We start from the raw sequence: 18,859 nt of genomic DNA, 5'->3' as shown, positions 1-18,859 counted from the left end.
AAACAATCTGAGAAGCTGACAGCGTACGTCACCGTCAGACGGCCGCGGTCGGCTGTCTTCGATGATCCTGCGCCAGGAGTACATAAATCGTCGGCAAGATGAACAGCGTGAAGAAAGTGCCGATCAGCATACCCATCACTACGACGATGCCGATCGCGAAGCGGCTCGCGCCGCCGGCGCCATTGGCGAAGATCAGAGGGAAGAGGCCCGCTACCATCGCGGCGGTCGTCATCAGGATTGGCCGCAGGCGAATGCGAGCTGATTCCACGATGGCGGCCTCGCGCGAGAGGCCGTCACGCCATTGCAATTCGTTGGCGAAGGCGGTCATCAAAATTCCGTGCTTAGAGATGAGCCCGACGAGCGTGATGAGGCCAATCTGGGTGAAGATGTTCAAGGTCGCATATCCGAACCAGAGCGGCAGGAGCGCGCCGAACATGGAGAGCGGCACGCCGACCAAAATCACGAAAGGATCGCGGAAGCTGTCAAATTGCGCCGCAAGCACGAGGAAAATAACCAGCAGCGCGAGGCCAAAGGCGATCATGAGCCGATTGCCTTCGGCGACGTATTGGCGCGATTCCCCGAGCCAAGCGTTTCCGAAGCCCGGGGGCAGCTCGTCGGCCTTTTTTTGTAGAAAAGCGACGGCTTGCCCCATCGTGACGCCGGGTGACAAGACCGCGGAGATCGTCGCGCTGTTCATTTGATTATATTGGCTGAGTTGATTGGGCTCGGCGTGCTCCGACGATTCCAGGACGGCGTCGAGCGGCAGCAGGGAGCCGGAGCTAGTTCTAACATAGAAGCGGCCAATCGCCTTGGTATCGGCGCGGAACCTTCTCTCCACTTGCGGGATGACGTCATAGGATCGTCCGCTCACCTCGAATCGGTTGACGTATTTCTCGCCGACGAGCGTCGCGAGCGCTCCGGCGATATCCTCCATGGTCAGCCCGAGTTCGCTCGCCTTGGAGCGGTCGATCGTCAGCGTCGAGCCAGGCTTGTCCCAGGAGAGGTCGCTGTCGACGACGGCGAACAATCCGCTCCCGCGCGCACTTTCGGCGACGTTCTGGCTCACCTCGTAGATCTGGTCGAAATCGGCGGAGCCGAACAGCACCATCTGCACCGGCAAGCCCGGACTCGTCGGCAGCGCCGGCAAGAGGAAAGCGAAGACGTTCAATCCCGGATTTCGGGCCCCGTCGGCTTGAAGCTCGGCCATGATTGTCGCGGCGCTGCGTTGACGCTTGCCCCAGGCGATCAGATTGACGCCTGCAAAGACCCCGCGTGGACCCGGCTCCGTCTGGCTAGAGCCGTTTAGCACCCAGGTCGTGTCCCGCTCTGGAAGCCTCTGAAACGCTTCCTCCAGCCGCGACGAGTAGCTCTCAGTGTAATCGAGATTGGCGTAACGTGGCGCTTTGGCGACCTCCATGACGGTGCCTTGATCCTCACTCGGCGCGAACTCCCGTTTCACGCCTGAATAAAGGAAAAAAACGCTCCCGGCGGTGGCGAGGCTTACGACAATCATCAAGGGCCGAACCGAGAGCGTCGCCTTCAGAAGCGCCACATAACCACCGGCGAGGCGGTGAAATCCACGCTCGGTGGCTGCGCCGATCCAGCTTTGCGCAGTTTGCGGCTGCAAGAGCAGCGAGCCCATGACGGGCGAGACGCAGAGAGCCGCCAGTCCCGAAACGACGACGGCTCCAGCCAGGGTAAAGGCAAATTCGCGAAAGAGCGAGCCTGTCAGTCCGCCCATAAGACCAATCGGGGCGTAGACAGCGGCGAGAGTGACCGTCATAGCGATCACCGGCCCGACCACTTCGCGCGCGCCGAGAAGGGACGCCTCGAATGGGTCAGCGCCCCTCTCGATATGCCGATAGACGTTTTCGACGACAACAATCGCATCGTCCACGACGAGCCCGATCGCTAGCACCATCGCGAGCAGTGTAAGGAGATTGAGACTGAAGCCCGCTATCAGCATCAAGGCGGCGACGCCTATCAGCGAAAGAGGAATCGTCATCACGGGGATCAACACCGCACGCGCAGAGCCGAGGAACAAAAAGATGACGATCACGACGATGATCGCCGCTTCAATGAGCGTGTGTTCAACCTCCACAAGAGCGGCCTTAACAAATCGCGCGACGTCGAAGACATTTTCTATATCCAGCCCCAGCGGCTTGGAGCGTTCGAGCTGCGGCAGGAGGGTGTCCACGTCGCGCACAATGTCCAGCGGGTTTGCTGCGGGCGTGCCATTCACTGCGATGACCACGGCAGGCCGCCCGTTGATCATCGCGCTTTGTTCGTAGTTCTGCTCGCCGAAGTCGACGACAGCCACATCCTCGAGACGCACCAAGCCGGGACCCGCCTTCAGCACGAGGCGGCGAAACGATTCGGGATCACGAGCGTCGGAATTTGCCGCGATTGGGCTGACCGTGAACGCCCCTTTCACCTCTCCCGCCGCGATCTGCACATTGTTGCGGGAGAGAGCCGTGGCGACTTCGGCAGCCGTGATATCGTGGCCGGCGAGCTTCTCAGGATCGAGCCAAACACGCATCGCCAGTTTGCGGCCACCCATGACTTGAGCCGAAGCGACGCCATTGATGGACGCCACCAGCGGCTGCACGGTACGGGTTGCATAATCCGTCATCTCAGGCGCCGAAAGCGTTTCGCTCATCAGCGCGACATACATGATCGCAGTGGGATCATCTGTCATCTTCTCGATGATGGGATCGAATACCTCACGAGGAAGGAGATATTTTGTCTGCTGAACTTTGGCGATGATCTCGGCCAGCGTCCGATCGGGATTTGCATCGATTTTGAGACGCGCCTTGATCAGGCTTTTGCCCTCCGTCGATATCGAGGTCAGATATTCGACGCCGTCGGCGGTCGCGACAGCTTGTGCGAGAGGCGCGGTCACGAAGCCCAACATGAGCTGTTGCGTGGCGCCGGGATAACTCGTCTCAATGGTGATTGCCGCACTTTGCAGCTTTGGATATTGCCGGACCGGCAGCAAGGCAAGCGATGCGGAGCCGGCGATGAGGATTAGCAAGGCGAGAACGATTGCGAGGATCGGTCGCCGGATGAAGAGGTCGGTAAAAGCCACCCACACCCTCCTCTCAACGAAAAACATTCGCGGCGGTCGGAGCCTCTAGCTCCTTTCCGGCGACGGGCCGGACTTTCTGGCCGGGCGAGAGCCGCAATTGACCGCTGACGACCACGATCTCGCCTTTTGCGAGTCCGGAAACAACGATCCGGCCATCGACCCGCCGCCCGGCTTTCACGGGAACGCGCTCGATGCGGCCTTCGCCACTTGTCTTGAGATCGCGAACGACGAACGCCATGCCCGCCGTCGCGTTGGCGACGATGGCCGTCTCAGGAACGGAAACAGTTCCATTCTCTGGCGTGAGAATCACAGTCGCGGTGGCATAGAGCCCAGGCCTTAGACGTCGCTGCGGGTTGGAAAACCGCGCTCGGACGACAATATTGCGCGTGCCGGAATCAACCTGCGGCTCGATCGTCTCGAGCCGGGCGGTGAAACGCCCAGCTGCGGCGTCGGTAGCTATTTCCACCGTTTGGCCGACGAAGAGATCGGCGAGATAGCGCTGGGGTAGAGCGAAGTCGACAAAAAGCTCATCGAGATCGGTCAGCGTCGCGACGGCTTGGCCAGGGCTGAGATATTGTCCGAGGTCAAGTCGCCGAATCCCGAGATAACCAGAAAAAGGGGCGCGCACGACGTGCTGTTCGATGACGGCCTCTGCCGCGGCGACCATTGCCTTCGCCCGGTCGAAAGCGGCTTGCCGATTGTCCACGTCAGCCTGAGCAGCGGCTTGGCGCCGATTTAGCTGTGTCGTACGTTGTAGTTGTAGACGCGCCAATACCTCATCCGCGCGAGAGCGCGCCAGCTCGGCATTTTGTGGCTCGCTAAAGAGATAGACGAGCGGCGTTCCGGCGGCGACATAGTCTCCGTCACGGAAATGGATGGCGGTGACGCGGCCGCCGATCTCCGACGACAGAATGACCTGGCGTATCGCTCGTAAAGATCCCACGGCTGTCACCGTGTGCCGTAATGGCAAGTCCGATACGATGCTCGTTTCGACGGCGACCGCGGGCAGAGGGGGCTCGGGAGCGCTGGGCGCCGATGCGCTCGCGTCGCGGCCGAAGTGAAGCGCGCCAGCCGCCGCGAAAGCAAGAATCGCCGTTGCACAAGTCGCGACTCGTAACTTGGTTCTCATGGCGTTTCGCATCTCCCGAGCGGATCGGAGCAGCGCTGACACGCTACGTCGCGCCTCAAAAAGAAGCGCAAAAGCGCTTAGGCGATCATTTTCCGAACAATTTGGCCGCCGTCTCCGCGACCAGCCGACCCTGAAATCGAGCGGCGGCAAGTTCGTTTTCGCTCGGCTGGCGCTTACCGTCGGCGCCGGCGATCGTCGTCGCGCCATAGGGGCTGCCGCCGGTCACATGCTCCAAAGTGAGCTGGCCTTGGAAACTGTAAGGCAAACCCACGACGACCATCCCGAAGTGCAGAAGATTGGTGAGAATCGAGAAAAGCGTCGTCTCCTGGCCGCCGTGCTGACTGGCGGTAGAGACGAAAGCCGAGCCGACCTTCCCGTTGAGCGCGCCACGCGCCCACAAGCTGCCTGTCTGGTCGAGAAAGCTCGCCATTTGCGCCGCCATGCGACCCTAACGCGTGCCGCAGCCGATGACGATTGCGTCGAATTGCTCGAGTTCGTCTACTGCGGCGACCGGCGCATCCTGGTCGAGCTTGTATCCGGCGCCGCTGGCAATCGCTTCTGGAACCGTTTCGGGCGCCCGCCTCACATATGCTTCCGCTCCGACCTCACGGGCGCCCGCGGCTATTTCCTTCGCCATCTGCTCGGTATGGCCATATGAAGAATGGTATAAAATGAGTACTTTAGGCATGAGGGCTCCGTGGAGAGAAACGCACTGCCGAACCCTAACGTCACATGCGCTTGCCAGGAAGGTCGCCTGCTGGCACAAGCCGTTTCATAATTGGAACGCATATGACGCCAAATCTCAACGACCTCTATCATTTTGCGAAAGTTGCCGAATATGGCGGGTTCTCGGCGGCGGCGCGAGCGCTCGGCCTGCCAAAATCCACTCTCAGCCGGCGCGTCGGCGCTTTGGAGGAGCAGCTGGGCGTGCGCCTATTCCAGCGGTCCGGCAACAGATTCACCCTGACGGATATCGGTCTGGCGTGCCTTCGGCGCTGCGAAGCCATGATCGCCGAGGCCGAGGCGACGCGGCATATCGTGGAGCAAGCGCAGGCAGAACCCTCGGGCCTCCTGCGCGTGAGCTGCCCAATCGCTTTGGCGCAGAGTAGGGTTTCGGGGACGGTCTCGCGGTTCCTCTCCGCGAATCCGCGCGTCTCTGTCCAATTGACAGCGACCAACCGACGGATCGACCCCATAGAAGAGGGGATCGATGTTGCGCTGCGGGTTCGGTTCCCACCGATTGAGGATTCGAATCTCATTATGAGAACGCTGGCGACGAGCGCGCAGCTAATCGTCGCTCGTCCCGCCCTGTTGGACCGGCTAGGGCGGCCTTCCGTCCCCGAGGACCTGACGCTCTTCGATAGTATGGACCTGATCCACAATGGCGCGCACGCTTGGGATTTTACGAACGCGGACGGCCGGAAGGCTATCATCCGCTTTTCGCCCCGCTTCGTTTCGGACGATATGGTAGCCTTGCGTCACGCGGCGATCGATGGCATCGGCGTCGTGCGTCTGCCTGAATATCTGGTGCAGGACCAATTACGGCGGGGGGAGCTGGAGGCGCTATTGCCGGAATGGACCCCGCGGCCAGGGATCGTCCATGCCGTCTTGCCGTCTCGGCGCGGCCTCGCGACCAGCGTCCGCAGCTTCGTAGATTTTCTCGCTCACGATTTCAAGACGGGTAAAGAAACCGTTTGAGTTTAGCTAATGGGAGCAATTGCGGCACGCCTCAGGAAAACCGATCAGCCCGCCGTGTGTTGATCGTGAGTCGGCAGCGTTTGACATCGAGTACCATGCACGCACGGCGAGCCCTTACGATGTTCCCAAAATCGATTTCGTTTCGAGGAATTCTGCGAATGCGTAAGAACCGCATTCGCGGCCGTTCCCCGATGCTTTATATCCGCCGAAAGGGGCCGACAAATCTGCTCTCGCATTATTAATGACAACCTGTCCAACGCGCAGCCGGGACGCGACTTTCATCAATGTTTCCGCATTCTTTCCGGATAGGTAAGCCGCAAGGCCGTAGTCCGTGTCATTGGCGATTTCGATCGCCTCGTCGATTGATTCATAGCTATGGATCGCGAGCACGGGGCCAAAAATCTCCTGCCGCGATATCTTCATCTCCCGCGAAACGTCGGCGAACACCGTCGGTTTGACGTAGTAGCCGCGCGTGAAGCCCTCAGGGCGTCCCAGACCGCCGGCGACGAGGGTCGCGCCTTCCTCGAGGCCAGATTGGATAAAATGTTGGACCCTCGTCCATTGCGCCAGAGAGACCACCGGGCCCAAATGTGCGGAGCTTTTCGGATCCCCTACAGTTGTTGCTTCAGCCGCGGCTTTTGCCAGGTTGACGACCTCGTCGATCCGCTCTCTCGGTGCGAGCATCCGCGACGGCGCGTTGCAGCTCTGGCCGGAGTTGATCATCGCAGCGCGAACGCCAGCGACGACCGCTGCTCTAAGATCGGCATCTGCGAGAATGATATTCGAGCATTTGCCTCCAAGCTCCTGGCATACGCGCTTCACGCTTGGCGCCGCGGCCAGCGCGACGCCGATCCCAGTGCGGGTCGACCCGGTGACGGATACCATATCAATGTCTGGATGAGCGCTAATGGCGCCGCCAACAGTCCGCCCGTCGCCATAAACAAGATTAAAGACGCCCTGCGGCGTCCCCGCCGCGGCAAGCGCCTCTACAAAAATGCGCGCGGAGAACGGCGCGAGTTCGGACGGTTTGAGCACAATGGCGCAGCCTGTGGCCAAGGCCGGCGCGACCTTGCTCGCAGTTTGGTTCAACGGCCAGTTCCACGGCGTGATGAAGCCGCTGACTCCGATAGGCTCCTTGACAATCAGAGTTGAGCCGCGCCTTTCTTGAAAGGCGTATGTCTCCAACGCTTCTATCGCTGCCTTGAAATGAGCTGCGGCCAGCGGCGCCTGAGCGCCTTGCGCCAACCACAAGGGGGCCCCGATTTCGTCGACGATGGCTTCGGCCAAGTCCAACTGTCGCCTCTTGAGTTCGGCGACAATAGATGCGAGCAGCTCGATCCGTTCGGCGCGGCCCCAGCGCGAATAGCTTTGGAAGGCGGCGCGCGCAGCCTTGACCGCTCGGTCGACGTCCGCCGCTGAGCCAAGTGAAATGCGGCCGCTGACCGCCTCTGTCGCTGGATTGATCGTCTCGTAGACCTTTTGTCGCACCGGCGCGACCCAGGCTCCGTCGATGAAAAACTCGAGGCTTTCGCGCATGCGGACTCAGCCGATCACAGCGGGTTAAATAGCATCGCTCGCCGCAACGGCAGGCGCATTGCGTAGCCGATGCAGTGCATCGACGGCAGCGCCGACGGTCGACAGCGTTTCCGCGAGATCGTCGTTGTCGGCGGGAGAAGCGCCAATCTCACGTTCGCAGGCGAGGATCAGCTGTAAAAGCTCGATTGACGTCATTGCAAGATCATCGACAAGTCGCGTCCCGCGCGTGATGCCCGCGCGCGATACGCGCCCACCAACGACGGACAAAAGCGCATCGATGAATTCGTGTTCGGTTTGCGCAACGTTCGACGCTTTTGACATGCATTTCTCCAAAGATCATCGCCGTATTGCATTGTGATTAAGCTTTTGATTAACAGGAAGCACCCTTGCGAAGGACTACCTTATGTTCCTTGAAACTGTGAAGGAAGGCGGAGTGCGCGCGCACCGGCGGCAGCCAGTCGAGAAGTTCGACGTCCTGATCGACGAGATACCGCAACACAGAGACCATCTCACGTCGCGCTATCAGGCCGCCGAGGCAATGATGGATGCCACGCCCGAAAGACCTGTGCCGCACTTCCTCGCGCGTTACATCGAACTGGTTTGGGTTCGGGTTCAACGCTCGGTCGCGGTTAATCGCATGATAGAAAAGCGCGATCTTCTGGCCCGCTTCAATTGTCGCGTCGTCGAGGGAGGCCGACCGCAACGCTGTGCGACAATGATAGATGTGCGGCGGCTCAAGCCGCAAAATTTCCTCGACGGCAATGGGGATCGATTCCGGTCGAAGCTTGAGCAGTTGAAACTGGTTAGGATGGCTAGCGAGTAGATGAAAAGCGCTAGTCAACATGCTTTTCGTCGTGATGAAAGCGGCGACGAGAATGAACAGGAAGAAAAAGCAAAATTCGTCGTTGGAAAGTCCCTCTCCGCCAATTTCGCCGTCCAACAGCAGGCGCGTGACGTTATTCGAGGGCTTCGCGGTCTGGCGCTCGCATAATTTCATCCCATAGTGAAACAGCCGCGCGACTGACACAGGGAGGTTCGCACGATCCGGGTGTAAATCGGGGTCTTCGGGAAAATTCATCACCTCCGCGTCGACGCCAAGCCGGAAGCGATCCTCGGGATCGGCGCCCAAAAGCTCGCACATGACGCGAAGCGGCAGGTCGTTGGCGATCGTCTTGGCGACGTCGATTTCGCCGTGGTTCGGCAAATCCCGAAAAATAGCGTCGGTGAACTCATCGATCTTCTTGCCGAGCACGTCGACGGCGTCATCCTTAAAAGCGCGCGCGACGATTTTCCGGAACGCCGTATGTCTCGGCGGGTCCATATTGATCAGGAACAGCCGTCGCTTTTCGAGGTCGAGTCCCTGGGGATCGTCGAGCGTCACCGTGCCCTCGCTCGACGAAAACAGCTGCGGTTCGCTGAACACGCGATCAAACACACTCCCTGTGAGTCCGACCCAAAAGCCACGTCCGAGATAGGGGCTATGGCGCCATTGCAATGCGCCGCCGTCGCGAGCGCGCTCAAACCAACCTATGGGCGCGCCGTTTTGATAAGTCGCGGGGTCAGCTAGATCCATGGGTGCAGCATCCAAATCGGCTATTTTCCCAAAGTGACCGGAGCAGCGCGCCGCGCGCAAAACGCGCGCACTAGCCGTGCGACCTCGGGTCGCGCAATCTTGCCGCTCGATGTGCGCGGCCAATCGTCCAAGCCAAGTTCTGGCAGAGTGAGGCGCAAGCGCGGAACCTTCCAGCCGCTCAATTCCCGCCGCAGCGCCATGTCGATTGCACGGTCGTCGATCCCTTGCGCGTCGCGCTCCTTGTAAACCAGCACCAGTTGTTGGCCGAGTACGGCGTCCGGCACCGCTGTCACGATCACGTCCTCGACCGCGCCAAGAGTCCGCACGACGTTTTCGATCTCCGCGGGATAAATGTTCTCGCCGCCGACGATAATCAGATTGTCCTTTCGGTCGACGACCCAAAGATTGCCAGCGTCGTCGAAACGCCCGACGTCGCCAGTGCGGACGAAGCGGCCCGCCGATTTGCGCGCCGTTTCTTCCGACGCGTTGAGATAGCCGAGGAAGCGCGAGGGGCCCGCAAGCCAAATCTCGCCGGTCTGGCCAGGCTCCGCGTCGGAACCGTCTTCGCAAACGACTTTCACCTCGAAGCCGGGAAGCGTCCTGCCGACACTGCCGACCCGGCGCCCGGCGTCGCCGACTGGCTCTGACACGACGATTGCCGCCATCTCCGTCTGCCCGTAAACTTGATAGATGGGGACGCTGAAACGCGCCTCGAAATCCCGGATTGTCTCGGCGCTCACCGCCGATCCGCCCGCCAGCACGCCCTTCAGCCGCATCGCGGGCGGCGCGCCGCTGCGCGCCAACGCGGCGTTGAGAAAGGCGGTCATCACTACCGTCCAGCTGATCGAATGCAGCTCGACCATCTTCCACAGCCCGACCATCGCGAGGTCCGGCGGGACCACCGTCGCCGCGGCGCCGACCCATAGCGGGCCCAACGTCGTGAAGCATTGCCCGCCTGCATGGACGAGCGGAATGGCGGTCAGGAGGCGATCCTCGGCGCGGATCCCGTAGCGGGTCACGAGCGCAGCGGAATTTGCAAGCAGATTACGGTGCGACAGCAATACGCCTTTCGGCTTTCCTGAGGACCCCGACGTAAAAACGATTTCCGCGACGCTGTCCGCATCGGGCGACGCCGCGGGCGCATCGGTCACTTCCTTGCCGCGAACGATCATCTCGCGAATGAACTTACTGTCGTCCGCGATCAGCCAGACGACGCCCTCGATTCTAGCCAAACCGTCGCTTGAAGTGTCCGCGCTACGCGCAAAGACGGCGCGCACTGGAGCAGCACTGAGCGCATAACAGCGCTCCGAGGGCGTTTGCGCAGGGTGCAAAGGCAAATACTGGCGACCGACGGCGGGAATGGCGATAAATAAAAGCGCCATTAAAGTGCAGTTAGGCAAGACGGCTGCAACGACCGCGTCCTCGCCAACCGAATGATCGTCAAAAAAAGCGTCGAGACCACGCACAAAATGCGCGAGATCCGCATAAGTGACAGCGTTCAAGCCGCGTTCGAACGGATTGATATAGGCGCGCTCGCCGAAACGTTCGCGCGCGCCCCGCACCAATTCCGAAATGTTTGTGACTGAGGAGAGCAAAGTCGTGCTCCAGCAAATCTTTTCGATAGGACGATTGAAAATTTGCGGGGCGCTCAGGGCCCCACTGTAATAACGCTTATCCCTCCATCGCGAGGCTGTTGAAAATCGCGCCACTCTCATGAAAGCGGGAGCGTGGCAGATACAAAAAGGCTAAATCATTCCCCAGCGCTCCGCAACTGTGAGCGCGCCATGGATCGCATTGAATGTCAAACTTGCCCGATTGGCGGCCAAATGCAATCAATAGTTTCCAATTTGAAGCGTTCTTTTGGGAACGTGCCGTCGCGGACAATCAAATATGCTTATATCCAAAGAAGTCGTAATTAGTGCGATTTGTTACGAGGTCGGCCAAAGCGTATCCATCACCGACCTTGTCGGCGAAGGCGTCACGCTCGGCGACGCCAAACAGTTGCTGGAGCAAGGTGTTGTACGCGTGTCCGTGTTGCAGCATCCGCTGTCACAGTCGATGGAGCGATGCATTCTCAGGTCGCTGGCGGCCGCGGACATTGCGGCGTCGGACATTGACGCGGTGATCCTCGCCACCGAGAGCTTTGGATATCTCTTCGACGACAAGGGCCATGCGGTGGTCGGACCGTTTCGCGACACCCGCAATCAAATATTTGCTTTTCTCCATAGCCTCGGGATTCGCAAAGCTTCCGTTTCCTGCGCCACTTACGGCGCCTGCGCGAATCTCTTGCACTCATTCCTGATGGCGGAAGCGCTGATCAACAAAGATTTGAGTCGTAACGCTCTTATTATAGTTGGCGAGAAGTTCGGCGCCACGGGGGCGCGCCTCATGCCAGAGGCCGTCTCGATCGCCGGAGACGGCGCCGCCGCCTGTATTGTCAGCGCGACGCAAAAGGGTGATCCGCGCGCCTTCAGGCTTCGATATGTCGGCAATGCGCCTTATAAGCAATTCACCGCCGCAGACGACCGTGCCAAGGCTTTGCTTGAAATGTTCCGCGCGATGCGCAATGCGGCTGCGGATTGCTACGACGCATGCGCCCTGTCGCCCCAGGCGTTTCGCTGGATCCTACTTGGCGACTATAATGCTTTGACATCATTGACTCATGGCAAACTGCTAGGCTTTTCGCCGGATCGCATCTTTATGAAAAATGTCGGACAATTTGGACACATCCCTTTTGATCCGCTCATAAACCTCACTAAGCTCGCCTCAGACGATCTTGTGCGCTCGACAGATCAAGTGCTTGTATTTTTATGTGGTCCGGTTTCTTGCGGCGCCATCGCGCTCCAAGCACTGTAGTAGGGCGCCCCGATCCGCGTTCGCCCTTCTGCCCAGCAAAATCAAAATTCACGCGAAGCTCTATCGTCTTACCGAGCAAACAATTGTATTGAATTGTGCTTGACGCAGGCGCGCGTGTGCCACATAGTCGAAGCGTTAGGCAAATTAAATTACAGGGGTCGCGACATGGCCAGCGAGTCTCAACAAGGTGGTTTCAAGCGGGATCTTTCCGAAGAAGAATTGAAAGATCTCGTCCATGCAGGCGGGAAAATGGCTGCTTCAATGCGGCAGGTGCTTGCAACGGCGAGCGAACGTATCGCTCGTCTGCGCGAAGTGAACGAAACCCTCCGGGCTGCAGGTAAATCGCTTCAAGACATAGAACGCTCCGCGGTCGCGGCGTCGCTTCAGGCGGTGTCTGGTTCGTTGAAAGCGCTGCAGGCTTCACTGAAAGTCGCTGACGACGCAGTCGAAGCGACCACGCAGACGCTTCACAGCGCGAAGTGACAACTCCGCTTCTAGCGAAGCGGTAGCACCTTGTCCTTTAAGAAGCGCTGCGGCGTGTCGCGGCGCTCCTTTAAAGTTGTCAGCACGAATTGGTCGGGGTCGCGGACCTTGGGTGAATGCTGATCGAAAAGGAATGGGCGCGCGCCTTTGCCGCCGAATGGATCGACGCCTGGAATGCCGCCGATCTCGATCGCATACTCGCGCATTATACAGATGGCTTTGAAATGTCGTCCCCTTTCATTCTCGAACGCCTTGGGGTCGAATGCGGCCGACTCTCCGGCAAAGAGCAGATACGGAGTTATTGGCTAAAGAGCCTTTCGGCAACGCCGTCCTTGCGTTTCGAACTGATGGATGTGTTCAGCGGAATGGACGTAATCGCAATTCTGTATCGGAATGTAACTCGTGATCGCGTGGTGATCGAACGGTTGCGATTTGATCAGAATGGACGAGTGTTCGAGGCTGAAGCACTTCATTGCATTGCGCGCTGACGTGACTAATGTTTCGAGCGGTATCGCGATACTGGCGACGCTAAACGATTTTGAAGGCGCCAGATGAGGCAGCGGCGCGCGGCTGTCTCGCAACGTCCGCGAGGGGTTGTACCGGCTGCAAAGATATTCGATACGTTTTATATAGGGAGACTGCCGAATGGACATTGCTGCGAATATTAAAGCGGCAGAAAACGCGACAATAGCGGTCGATAGGAACGGTCTTCGTCATATGCCTAAGGAATATCAGGATGTCGTAACGCATCTGATGTTGGTTCACACCGAAGGCGAATTGACGGGCGCCGACGATTACGTGCAACTTTTTTATCCGCTGGCGCCGAACGCATATGAGCGCATGATTTGCTGCGAACGCGCGGCTGAGGAAATCGATCACTATATGTTGAGCGCGGCGGTGCTAGCCGAGATCGGCGTCGACACGAGCTATATGCTGACCCAGAAGATACACGAGCGTCGCTATTACACGACGGAACTCGTGCGCGACATTCGCACTTGGATGGAGCGCGGCATTTATTCCTTCCTTGGCGAACAGGTCGTCTTCGACCACCTGACCGAATTCGCTGAATGCAGCTACAAGCCATTCGCCGAAATTTTCCCGAAAATTCTACGGGACGAGCGCATTCACGTCGCGCATGGCTTTCGGATCGTGCGCGACGCATGCCGAACGGATGAAGGCCGCGCGGAGGCGCAAGCAGCGCTTAACCGACTTTGGCCCGCCGTTCTCGACCTGTTCGGTCGCGCTAATTCCGAGCGCTCAAAGCTGTATTTGAAATGGGGAATCCGCAAGACCGGAAACGAGGAATTAAGGCTCGCCTTTAGTGCGAACATGCGTCCACGTCTCGAGGCATTGGGCCTGCGCGTTCCACCGGATGTCGAGAACCGAAAATTCGTTTGAGGCCGCGTCGGTGTGCAAGCCAACGGGTAAAGGAAGATCGGGAGCAGAGCCGTGGCCGAACCATTGTTGCATAAACAGCCTGCCAAGGATCGCCCATCGCGGCGCCAAAGCGCCATCGAGGCCCTTGTCGCAGGCGACCAGAAACTCGCGGAGCGGCTCGCGCGGCTCAAAAACTTCTCTTCCTCTATACGCGTGTCGGAATACCACGTAACCGACGCATGCAATCTGCGGTGTCGAGGCTGTTGGTTTTTCGAATTTGGGCATGACGCCGCTGCGCAGGAAGAAAAATCGCTCGAGGAGCTAAACCGTTTTATAGATAAAGAAAAGTCGCGGCAGATAACATCGGCCCTTCTAATCGGCGGCGAACCGACCTTATTTCCGGAACGCGTGCGCGCCTATGCGCGCGCGTTCGATTATGTCACCGTTTCGTCGAACGGCTTAAGAAAGCTTCCATTTGATGCCGATTTCGAAACGGTCAACATCATGTTGACGCTTTTCGGCGGCGGGCCCCTTGACGACGAATTGCGCGCCATAAAGCCCGGCGGCCAGCGCTTCAGCGGTCTTTTCGAAACTGTGCTCGATAATTATCGCAACGACGACCGCGCCTGCTTCGTATATGGGCTTTCTGAGCGCGGACTAGACGTTATTGAAGAGACCATCGGGCGCATCGCGGAGAACGGGAACCGCGTCACGTTCAACTATTATAGCGAATATGACAAGCGCGCCCCAATTCGGCAAACGCATGAGCAAGAACTTCTGTCGGAGGCGCTGCGTGTCAAAACCCTCTACCCAGAGACTGTCGTCAGCCATCCGATGCATATTCGCGCCGTTGTCACCGGTGGTAACGACCGGGGAAGTTTCGGCTATCATTCTTGCCCGAGCGTTAGCGTCGATCATCCCGGACATAGCGAGCGGCGCTTGAACGGAAACCCGACATTACCGCTGTTCAACGCGTATAAATCAGATCTAAAATCCGTCGAATTCTGCTGCACGTCCGGCCACTGCGACGGATGCCGTGATAGCCAAGCCGTATACAGCTGGCTGCTGGTAAATGTGGGCGCCTATCTCGAGTCACGAGAGCGGCTTGTCGAATGGATTGAGATGGCTGAGTCATACTGGAGCCAATTTATTTGGTCTCCCTACCATCCTGCGCACAGTAAATCGCTCGGCGCAGGGGATGCTCTATCGACGCAGACGGTCCATGAACTTGAAGAATGCAAATGCAGCTGAGGTAAGCAGCTTGACCGTTCCTGCTGCGTTAATAGCTGATCCTTATGAGCGTTGAAGAGTCGACCAGAGCGCCGACTATCGCCGTCGGCGACCGCTTTGACGCAGAAATGACGCTCAGCCGTCAGTCGATCGCAGACTTCGCACACGCGTGCGGTGATGCCAATCCGATTCACGTCGACGATAAAGCAGCGCATGGCTGGGGGTTCGACGACATCATCGCTTCCGGGCCGCATACGTCGGCGCTTTTCGGCGCATTGCTAGCTACATATTTCGTAAGATTTGGACAGGCGCTCGGTTTGGAGCTGCATGTGCGTTTTCTTCGACCCGTTACGTCCGACGCGCCGTTTCGCATTGTCTGGGAAATTATCGGCATCGCACGCAATGAAAAACTTCGTGGCTATCTCGTATCGCTTTCGGGACGATGCGAACAAAATAGAGCGGCCGCATTATCGGGCTCCGCCAAAGTTGTCGTGCGGCCCCGAGCCGGCGTGACAATCGTGGATTCCTCCGATGCGCCCGCAGTATAAGCCGGAGTGGTCGCAGCTGTCGATTGGCAATTCAATATTGGACTCGGGCGAAGTGGCTCCATCTTCGCCAATTGGGCGTCCTTCAATTCGAAGCGATGCATCCCAAGCTTGAATCACGCCACGGCGGTCACGGGAATGACGACCAGTCCGGCGTCGCGAAGGCGCTCCAGCGCGGAATATGTCGCCGCGTTAAATCGCCCGCGAAAAGTGAGCGTCTCGTCCATGTGTCGGTCAGGACGAAGCGAACGCTCGAAAACTCCCCGTCTTCCGCCTGCTCGAGAGGCTTCATTGTTTTCTCCTACCCAAGATCTCTCGCTCGGTTGGCTTGACCACGGTTTCTCTCTCGAGAGTCGCCTATTTGTCGCCGCTTCGCATGGTCCTAAGTGGGCTGTTCCTGGTGGCCGTTCAAATGAGCAAAGTCGAACCAGCGTTGCTTTCGACGCGACCAACGTTGCAGAGTAGGGACGCTGCCCCGGCATCAGACGAAAGCGCACGAGGTTGCCGAGGCGGCGCGGCTGCTCGTAAACTGATTTCCGACGCGGGCAGCTAAATATTCTGTGGAGATCAATAATAGCCAATCTGAATTGCTCGCCTTACGCTAGACTTTGTTTTAGGCGAATTGCGATAAACATGAATGCTTTCTCGGCGTTGTGCGCTTCTGATCTGCCTTCTTGGCGGCCTGCCCACTCTGAGTGGTTGCGTGCTTGCGCCTCCGGGGATGGTCGAAGAGCAGGAAAAGCTGGCGACGGCTGGCGCGACCTTCGAGCCTCCTGCGGAAATCCGGGAGCTTCCCGAACTACCGCTTCGACCAAGCTGGCGAGATATTCTTTATCGGGCCTTCCTCGCCAATGGCGACCTCGAATCGGCTTATTTCAACTGGAAAGGGGCGTTGATCCAGGTCAACCAGGCCGCTGCCTGGCCCAATAGCCGTGTTGCGCTCAGCTACAGCTACATGTTCTCGCGGGAGAACATGAAGGCCTGGGATCGCATGACGATCAGCGCCGGCTTCGATCCTTCGATGAATTTGCAGCTGCCCGTCAAAGTCGAGGCGGCGGGTCGGGTGGCGTTCGAGGCGGCGAGAGAAGCTGGCGAAAGATTCAGAGTCGCCAAATTCGACCTTCAAAGACGCGTTCTCAACGCCTATCTCGATCTCGCGCTCGCCGCGGAGCGGGCGCGCATCGAGCGGGATAATGTCAATCTGCTCAAGCAACTCTCGGCGTCTGCGGCGGCTCGCGCGCAAGCGGGCGCGCCGTTGCAGGATTTGTTGAAAGTAGAGACGGACTCCGAGTTGGCGAAGAACAACCTTCGCAACCTGGAGGCTGAGGTGCGTGCGGCGCGCAGCGTGCTGAATGGTCTCCTTGCGCGCGACCCTAATACGCCGCTCGAGGTCGGCGGCTTGCCGGCGCCGCGCTCGGTCATTCGCAATGACGCGCGGCTGATCGAGATCGCGGTGGATCGCAATCCGGAACTAGCGGCTCTCGCGCATCAGGTCGCCGGACGCGAAAACGCGGTCGAGCAGGCGCTTCTCGCCTATCTGCCGGATATCAGCCCGACCTTCAGCGTCAATGGCAGCATTTCACAGACCGTCGGAGCGATGGTGATGCTGCCGACAACTTTGCCGCAGATCCAGGCCGCGATCGACAACGCCGGGGCGATGGTTCGGTCGGCTCAGGCCGTCATTCGCCAGACAGAGAAGGACCGGGCCGCCAGCTTCGTTGCCGCGCTTTATTTCATGCGCAACGCCGAACGCCAGACGAGCTTTTTCCACCGACGTTTGACCCCCCTCGTCGAGCAATTGCTCGTTAGCTCGCGAGAGGCCTATGCCGCAGGCACGGTCGCCTTTGCCGACCTGATCGACAGCAAGCGAACGTACATCAACATTCGGCGCTTGGTCGCAGAGGCGCGAATCGAGCGTGAAAAACGACTAGCTGAACTCGAAGCGATCGCTGGCGTCGATATAGAAACACTTGGACGACCGGCGCTTATCGCGACGACCGAACCGCCTCCGCCCCTGGCTCCCCAATACAAGCCCTAGAAACGAGACTCTGATGCTGCCAATGACGCGATATCTAAGCCTCGGCGGTTTGGCTGCGTTTTTGGCGATTGTCGCCGCCACCGTCGCGGGTGCGCAGGACCATAGCGGACATCAAATGCCAGGGATGAGCACGCCGCCGGCTACGTCTCCATCCTCCGGCCCGCCGCTGCCTTCGGGATACGCCGAGGTCCAGATCGCTCCTGAGGTTCAGCAGCGCATCGGCGTTACGACCGGCCGCGTCGAGAAGACCGAGTTGATGATGAATATTCGCACCGTCGGGATCGTACGACCGAACGAAACCAAGGTCGCCCATATCCATCTGAAAACGGAAGGCTGGGTCGAGAAGCTGTTCATCGCCGTCACTGGACAGAAAGTCAAAGTCGGGGACCCGATGCTGTCAATCTACAGCCCCGCTTTCTTCGCCGCCCAACGCGAGTTCCTGGCCGCTCTACAATACAACCGGACCGCCCCTTCGGAGGCTCAGCGCACGGTGGTGGAGACCACGCGACAGCGTTTGGCGCTATGGGACGTGCCAAAGTCGACCATCGACGAGTTGGAACGCACGGGCCGGCCAAGCAAATCGCTGATCCTGAGAAGTCCAATCACTGGCACGATTCTGGAGAAAAAGGCGTTCGAAGGTCAATATGTGATGCCTCAAGCCGAACTTTACACTGTTGCCGACTTGGCGACAGTTTGGGTGCAAGCGAAGGTCTTCGCCTATGAGCTGCCGCCGAAGATTCGCTTTGTATGAAAATCGCGTCCGGCCGCACAGTCAGAATCGCCTTCATCGCAAGCACGTTTGCTTTGACGATATGCTTGATCGCCGTCACAAAAGCTTTGTCGGTATGGAGTTGCTCGTTCCACCATCCATAGGCCGCCGAAAATGTCGCGCAGACAAACATCTCATTGATCGGCGTGAACAGCTGCACCCAGGGAAAACGCTGAGCAAACGCCGCAGCATAGCTCGCGAAGAGTTCGGGAAAGTCAGGGTTCTGGAAATCCCCGATCCAGTCGGGGACGCCGAAATGGCATAGGTCAGCAATTGGGATCAGACCGAGCTTCTTCAGTTCAGTGAAAGCAAGGTCGGCAAACTCCCAATCGAACCGGTTGGGGCCCAAAAACGTCTTATAGAGAGGCGGACCATACCGTAGCGCGACGACCCCAAGTTCCCGCACCAAGGCGAAATCGTCCCGCCAAAGCTCGTAATGTCGGCAGGAGGCCATTTCATCGATGCGCTTGCGGCCGTTGTTAACGGTCGGGCTACTGTTCTCTATTCCGGTGGCGAACAGGAAGTGTGGCACGGCCG

16 protein-coding genes and 2 pseudogenes are annotated in these 18,859 nt (G+C 58.9%); 9 read left to right on the top strand and 9 right to left on the bottom strand.

The features are described 5' to 3' along the window. Window positions 1–34 precede the first annotated feature (34 nt). From OGR47_RS04445 to wrbA, 3 genes and pseudogenes are all read right to left on the bottom strand, one after another. Complete coding sequence (locus OGR47_RS04445; protein WP_206527425.1) at window positions 35–3,088, bottom strand: efflux RND transporter permease subunit; 3,054 nt, start codon at window positions 3,086–3,088, stop codon at window positions 35–37. Window positions 3,089–3,101: 13 nt separating this feature from the next. After that, on the bottom strand, window positions 3,102–4,217 hold the full coding sequence (locus OGR47_RS04440; RefSeq protein ID WP_165050836.1) for an efflux RND transporter periplasmic adaptor subunit: 1,116 nt from the start codon (window positions 4,215–4,217) through the stop codon (window positions 3,102–3,104). Between the two features lie 85 nt (window positions 4,218–4,302). Continuing rightward, window positions 4,303–4,905 (bottom strand): annotated as a pseudogene (wrbA, locus tag OGR47_RS04435) (NAD(P)H:quinone oxidoreductase). 101 nt (window positions 4,906–5,006) lie between these two features. On the opposite strand from wrbA, the gene OGR47_RS04430 reads away from it, so the two are divergent. Beyond that, window positions 5,007–5,915 carry a LysR substrate-binding domain-containing protein gene (locus OGR47_RS04430; protein ID WP_165050838.1) on the top strand — a complete coding sequence of 303 codons (909 nt, stop codon included), beginning with the start codon at window positions 5,007–5,009 and terminating at the stop codon, window positions 5,913–5,915. 114 nt (window positions 5,916–6,029) lie between these two features. Here OGR47_RS04430 and OGR47_RS04425 read toward each other — a convergent pair whose 3' ends face one another. The 4 genes from OGR47_RS04425 to OGR47_RS04410 form a co-directional block, all read right to left on the bottom strand. Then, window positions 6,030–7,451, bottom strand: coding sequence for an aldehyde dehydrogenase family protein (locus OGR47_RS04425; RefSeq protein ID WP_165050840.1), 1,422 nt, complete (start codon window positions 7,449–7,451; stop codon window positions 6,030–6,032). Window positions 7,452–7,475: 24 nt separating this feature from the next. Continuing rightward, a complete protein-coding gene (locus OGR47_RS04420; protein ID WP_165050843.1) occupies window positions 7,476–7,772 on the bottom strand; it encodes a hypothetical protein in 297 nt (98 codons plus the stop codon). Between the two features lie 49 nt (window positions 7,773–7,821). After that, window positions 7,822–8,874: a cytochrome P450 gene (locus OGR47_RS04415; protein ID WP_165050845.1), complete on the bottom strand. Its 1,053-nt coding sequence runs from the start codon at window positions 8,872–8,874 to the stop codon at window positions 7,822–7,824. Window positions 8,875–9,044: 170 nt separating this feature from the next. Continuing rightward, the gene (locus OGR47_RS04410; RefSeq protein ID WP_165050847.1) at window positions 9,045–10,619 is read right to left on the bottom strand and encodes a class I adenylate-forming enzyme family protein; all 1,575 of its coding nucleotides are present in this window, start codon (window positions 10,617–10,619) and stop codon (window positions 9,045–9,047) included. Between the two features lie 295 nt (window positions 10,620–10,914). On the opposite strand from OGR47_RS04410, the gene OGR47_RS04405 reads away from it, so the two are divergent. The 6 genes from OGR47_RS04405 (at window position 10,915) to OGR47_RS04380 (ending at window position 15,518) form a co-directional block, all read left to right on the top strand. After that, the gene (locus OGR47_RS04405) at window positions 10,915–11,880 is read left to right on the top strand and encodes a hypothetical protein (RefSeq protein ID WP_165050849.1); all 966 of its coding nucleotides are present in this window, start codon (window positions 10,915–10,917) and stop codon (window positions 11,878–11,880) included. Window positions 11,881–12,045: 165 nt separating this feature from the next. Then, a complete protein-coding gene (locus OGR47_RS04400) occupies window positions 12,046–12,363 on the top strand; it encodes a hypothetical protein (RefSeq protein WP_165050852.1) in 318 nt (105 codons plus the stop codon). 116 nt (window positions 12,364–12,479) lie between these two features. Beyond that, window positions 12,480–12,851: a nuclear transport factor 2 family protein gene (locus OGR47_RS04395; RefSeq protein WP_165050854.1), complete on the top strand. Its 372-nt coding sequence runs from the start codon at window positions 12,480–12,482 to the stop codon at window positions 12,849–12,851. Between the two features lie 229 nt (window positions 12,852–13,080). Beyond that, window positions 13,081–13,761, top strand: coding sequence for a Phenylacetic acid catabolic protein (locus OGR47_RS04390; protein ID WP_165050856.1), 681 nt, complete (start codon window positions 13,081–13,083; stop codon window positions 13,759–13,761). A 51-nt stretch (window positions 13,762–13,812) separates the two neighbouring features. After that, the gene (locus OGR47_RS04385) at window positions 13,813–14,991 is read left to right on the top strand and encodes a radical SAM protein (protein WP_165050858.1); all 1,179 of its coding nucleotides are present in this window, start codon (window positions 13,813–13,815) and stop codon (window positions 14,989–14,991) included. A gap of 44 nt (window positions 14,992–15,035) precedes the next feature. After that, window positions 15,036–15,518 (top strand): MaoC family dehydratase, encoded by a 483-nt coding sequence (locus OGR47_RS04380; protein WP_165050860.1) that lies wholly within the window; start codon window positions 15,036–15,038, stop codon window positions 15,516–15,518. Window positions 15,519–15,645: 127 nt separating this feature from the next. Here OGR47_RS04380 and OGR47_RS04375 read toward each other — a convergent pair whose 3' ends face one another. After that, entirely contained in the window at window positions 15,646–15,807 is a 162-nt protein-coding gene (locus OGR47_RS04375) for a hypothetical protein (protein WP_246729637.1), read from the bottom strand. A gap of 345 nt (window positions 15,808–16,152) precedes the next feature. Here OGR47_RS04375 and OGR47_RS04370 point away from each other — a divergent pair, with 345 nt between their 5' ends. Beyond that, window positions 16,153–17,553 carry a TolC family protein gene (locus tag OGR47_RS04370; protein WP_165050862.1) on the top strand — a complete coding sequence of 467 codons (1,401 nt, stop codon included), beginning with the start codon at window positions 16,153–16,155 and terminating at the stop codon, window positions 17,551–17,553. A gap of 13 nt (window positions 17,554–17,566) precedes the next feature. Then, the gene (locus tag OGR47_RS04365; RefSeq protein ID WP_306792329.1) at window positions 17,567–18,304 is read left to right on the top strand and encodes an efflux RND transporter periplasmic adaptor subunit; all 738 of its coding nucleotides are present in this window, start codon (window positions 17,567–17,569) and stop codon (window positions 18,302–18,304) included. Window positions 18,305–18,371: 67 nt separating this feature from the next. Here OGR47_RS04365 and OGR47_RS04360 read toward each other — a convergent pair. After that, a pseudogene (locus tag OGR47_RS04360) lies at window positions 18,372–18,776 on the bottom strand (family 1 glycosylhydrolase); the annotation flags it as partial. Window positions 18,777–18,859: the final 83 nt, after the last annotated feature.

The organism is Methylocystis sp. MJC1, assembly GCF_026427715.1.
In the GTDB taxonomy this organism is placed as follows: domain Bacteria; phylum Pseudomonadota; class Alphaproteobacteria; order Rhizobiales; family Beijerinckiaceae; genus Methylocystis.
This window is presented reverse-complemented; position numbering and strand designations above follow the sequence as displayed.

Excerpts from the sequence above, each read along its gene's own strand:
- OGR47_RS04365 (WP_306792329.1), top strand. The coding sequence starts at position 17,567 with ATGCTGCCAATGACGCGATATCTAAGCCTCGGCGGTTTGGCTGCGTTT.
- OGR47_RS04390 (WP_165050856.1), top strand. The coding sequence starts at position 13,081 with ATGCCTAAGGAATATCAGGATGTCGTAACGCATCTGATGTTGGTTCAC.
- OGR47_RS04405 (WP_165050849.1), top strand. The coding sequence starts at position 10,915 with ATGCTTATATCCAAAGAAGTCGTAATTAGTGCGATTTGTTACGAGGTC.
- OGR47_RS04370 (WP_165050862.1), top strand. The coding sequence starts at position 16,153 with ATGCTTTCTCGGCGTTGTGCGCTTCTGATCTGCCTTCTTGGCGGCCTG.
- OGR47_RS04420 (WP_165050843.1), bottom strand. The coding sequence starts at position 7,772 with ATGTCAAAAGCGTCGAACGTTGCGCAAACCGAACACGAATTCATCGAT.
- OGR47_RS04375 (WP_246729637.1), bottom strand. The coding sequence starts at position 15,807 with ATGAAGCCTCTCGAGCAGGCGGAAGACGGGGAGTTTTCGAGCGTTCGC.
- OGR47_RS04395 (WP_165050854.1), top strand. The coding sequence starts at position 12,480 with ATGCTGATCGAAAAGGAATGGGCGCGCGCCTTTGCCGCCGAATGGATC.
- OGR47_RS04425 (WP_165050840.1), bottom strand. The coding sequence starts at position 7,451 with ATGCGCGAAAGCCTCGAGTTTTTCATCGACGGAGCCTGGGTCGCGCCG.
- OGR47_RS04440 (WP_165050836.1), bottom strand. The coding sequence starts at position 4,217 with ATGAGAACCAAGTTACGAGTCGCGACTTGTGCAACGGCGATTCTTGCT.
- OGR47_RS04430 (WP_165050838.1), top strand. The coding sequence starts at position 5,007 with ATGACGCCAAATCTCAACGACCTCTATCATTTTGCGAAAGTTGCCGAA.
- OGR47_RS04400 (WP_165050852.1), top strand. The coding sequence starts at position 12,046 with ATGGCCAGCGAGTCTCAACAAGGTGGTTTCAAGCGGGATCTTTCCGAA.
- OGR47_RS04380 (WP_165050860.1), top strand. The coding sequence starts at position 15,036 with ATGAGCGTTGAAGAGTCGACCAGAGCGCCGACTATCGCCGTCGGCGAC.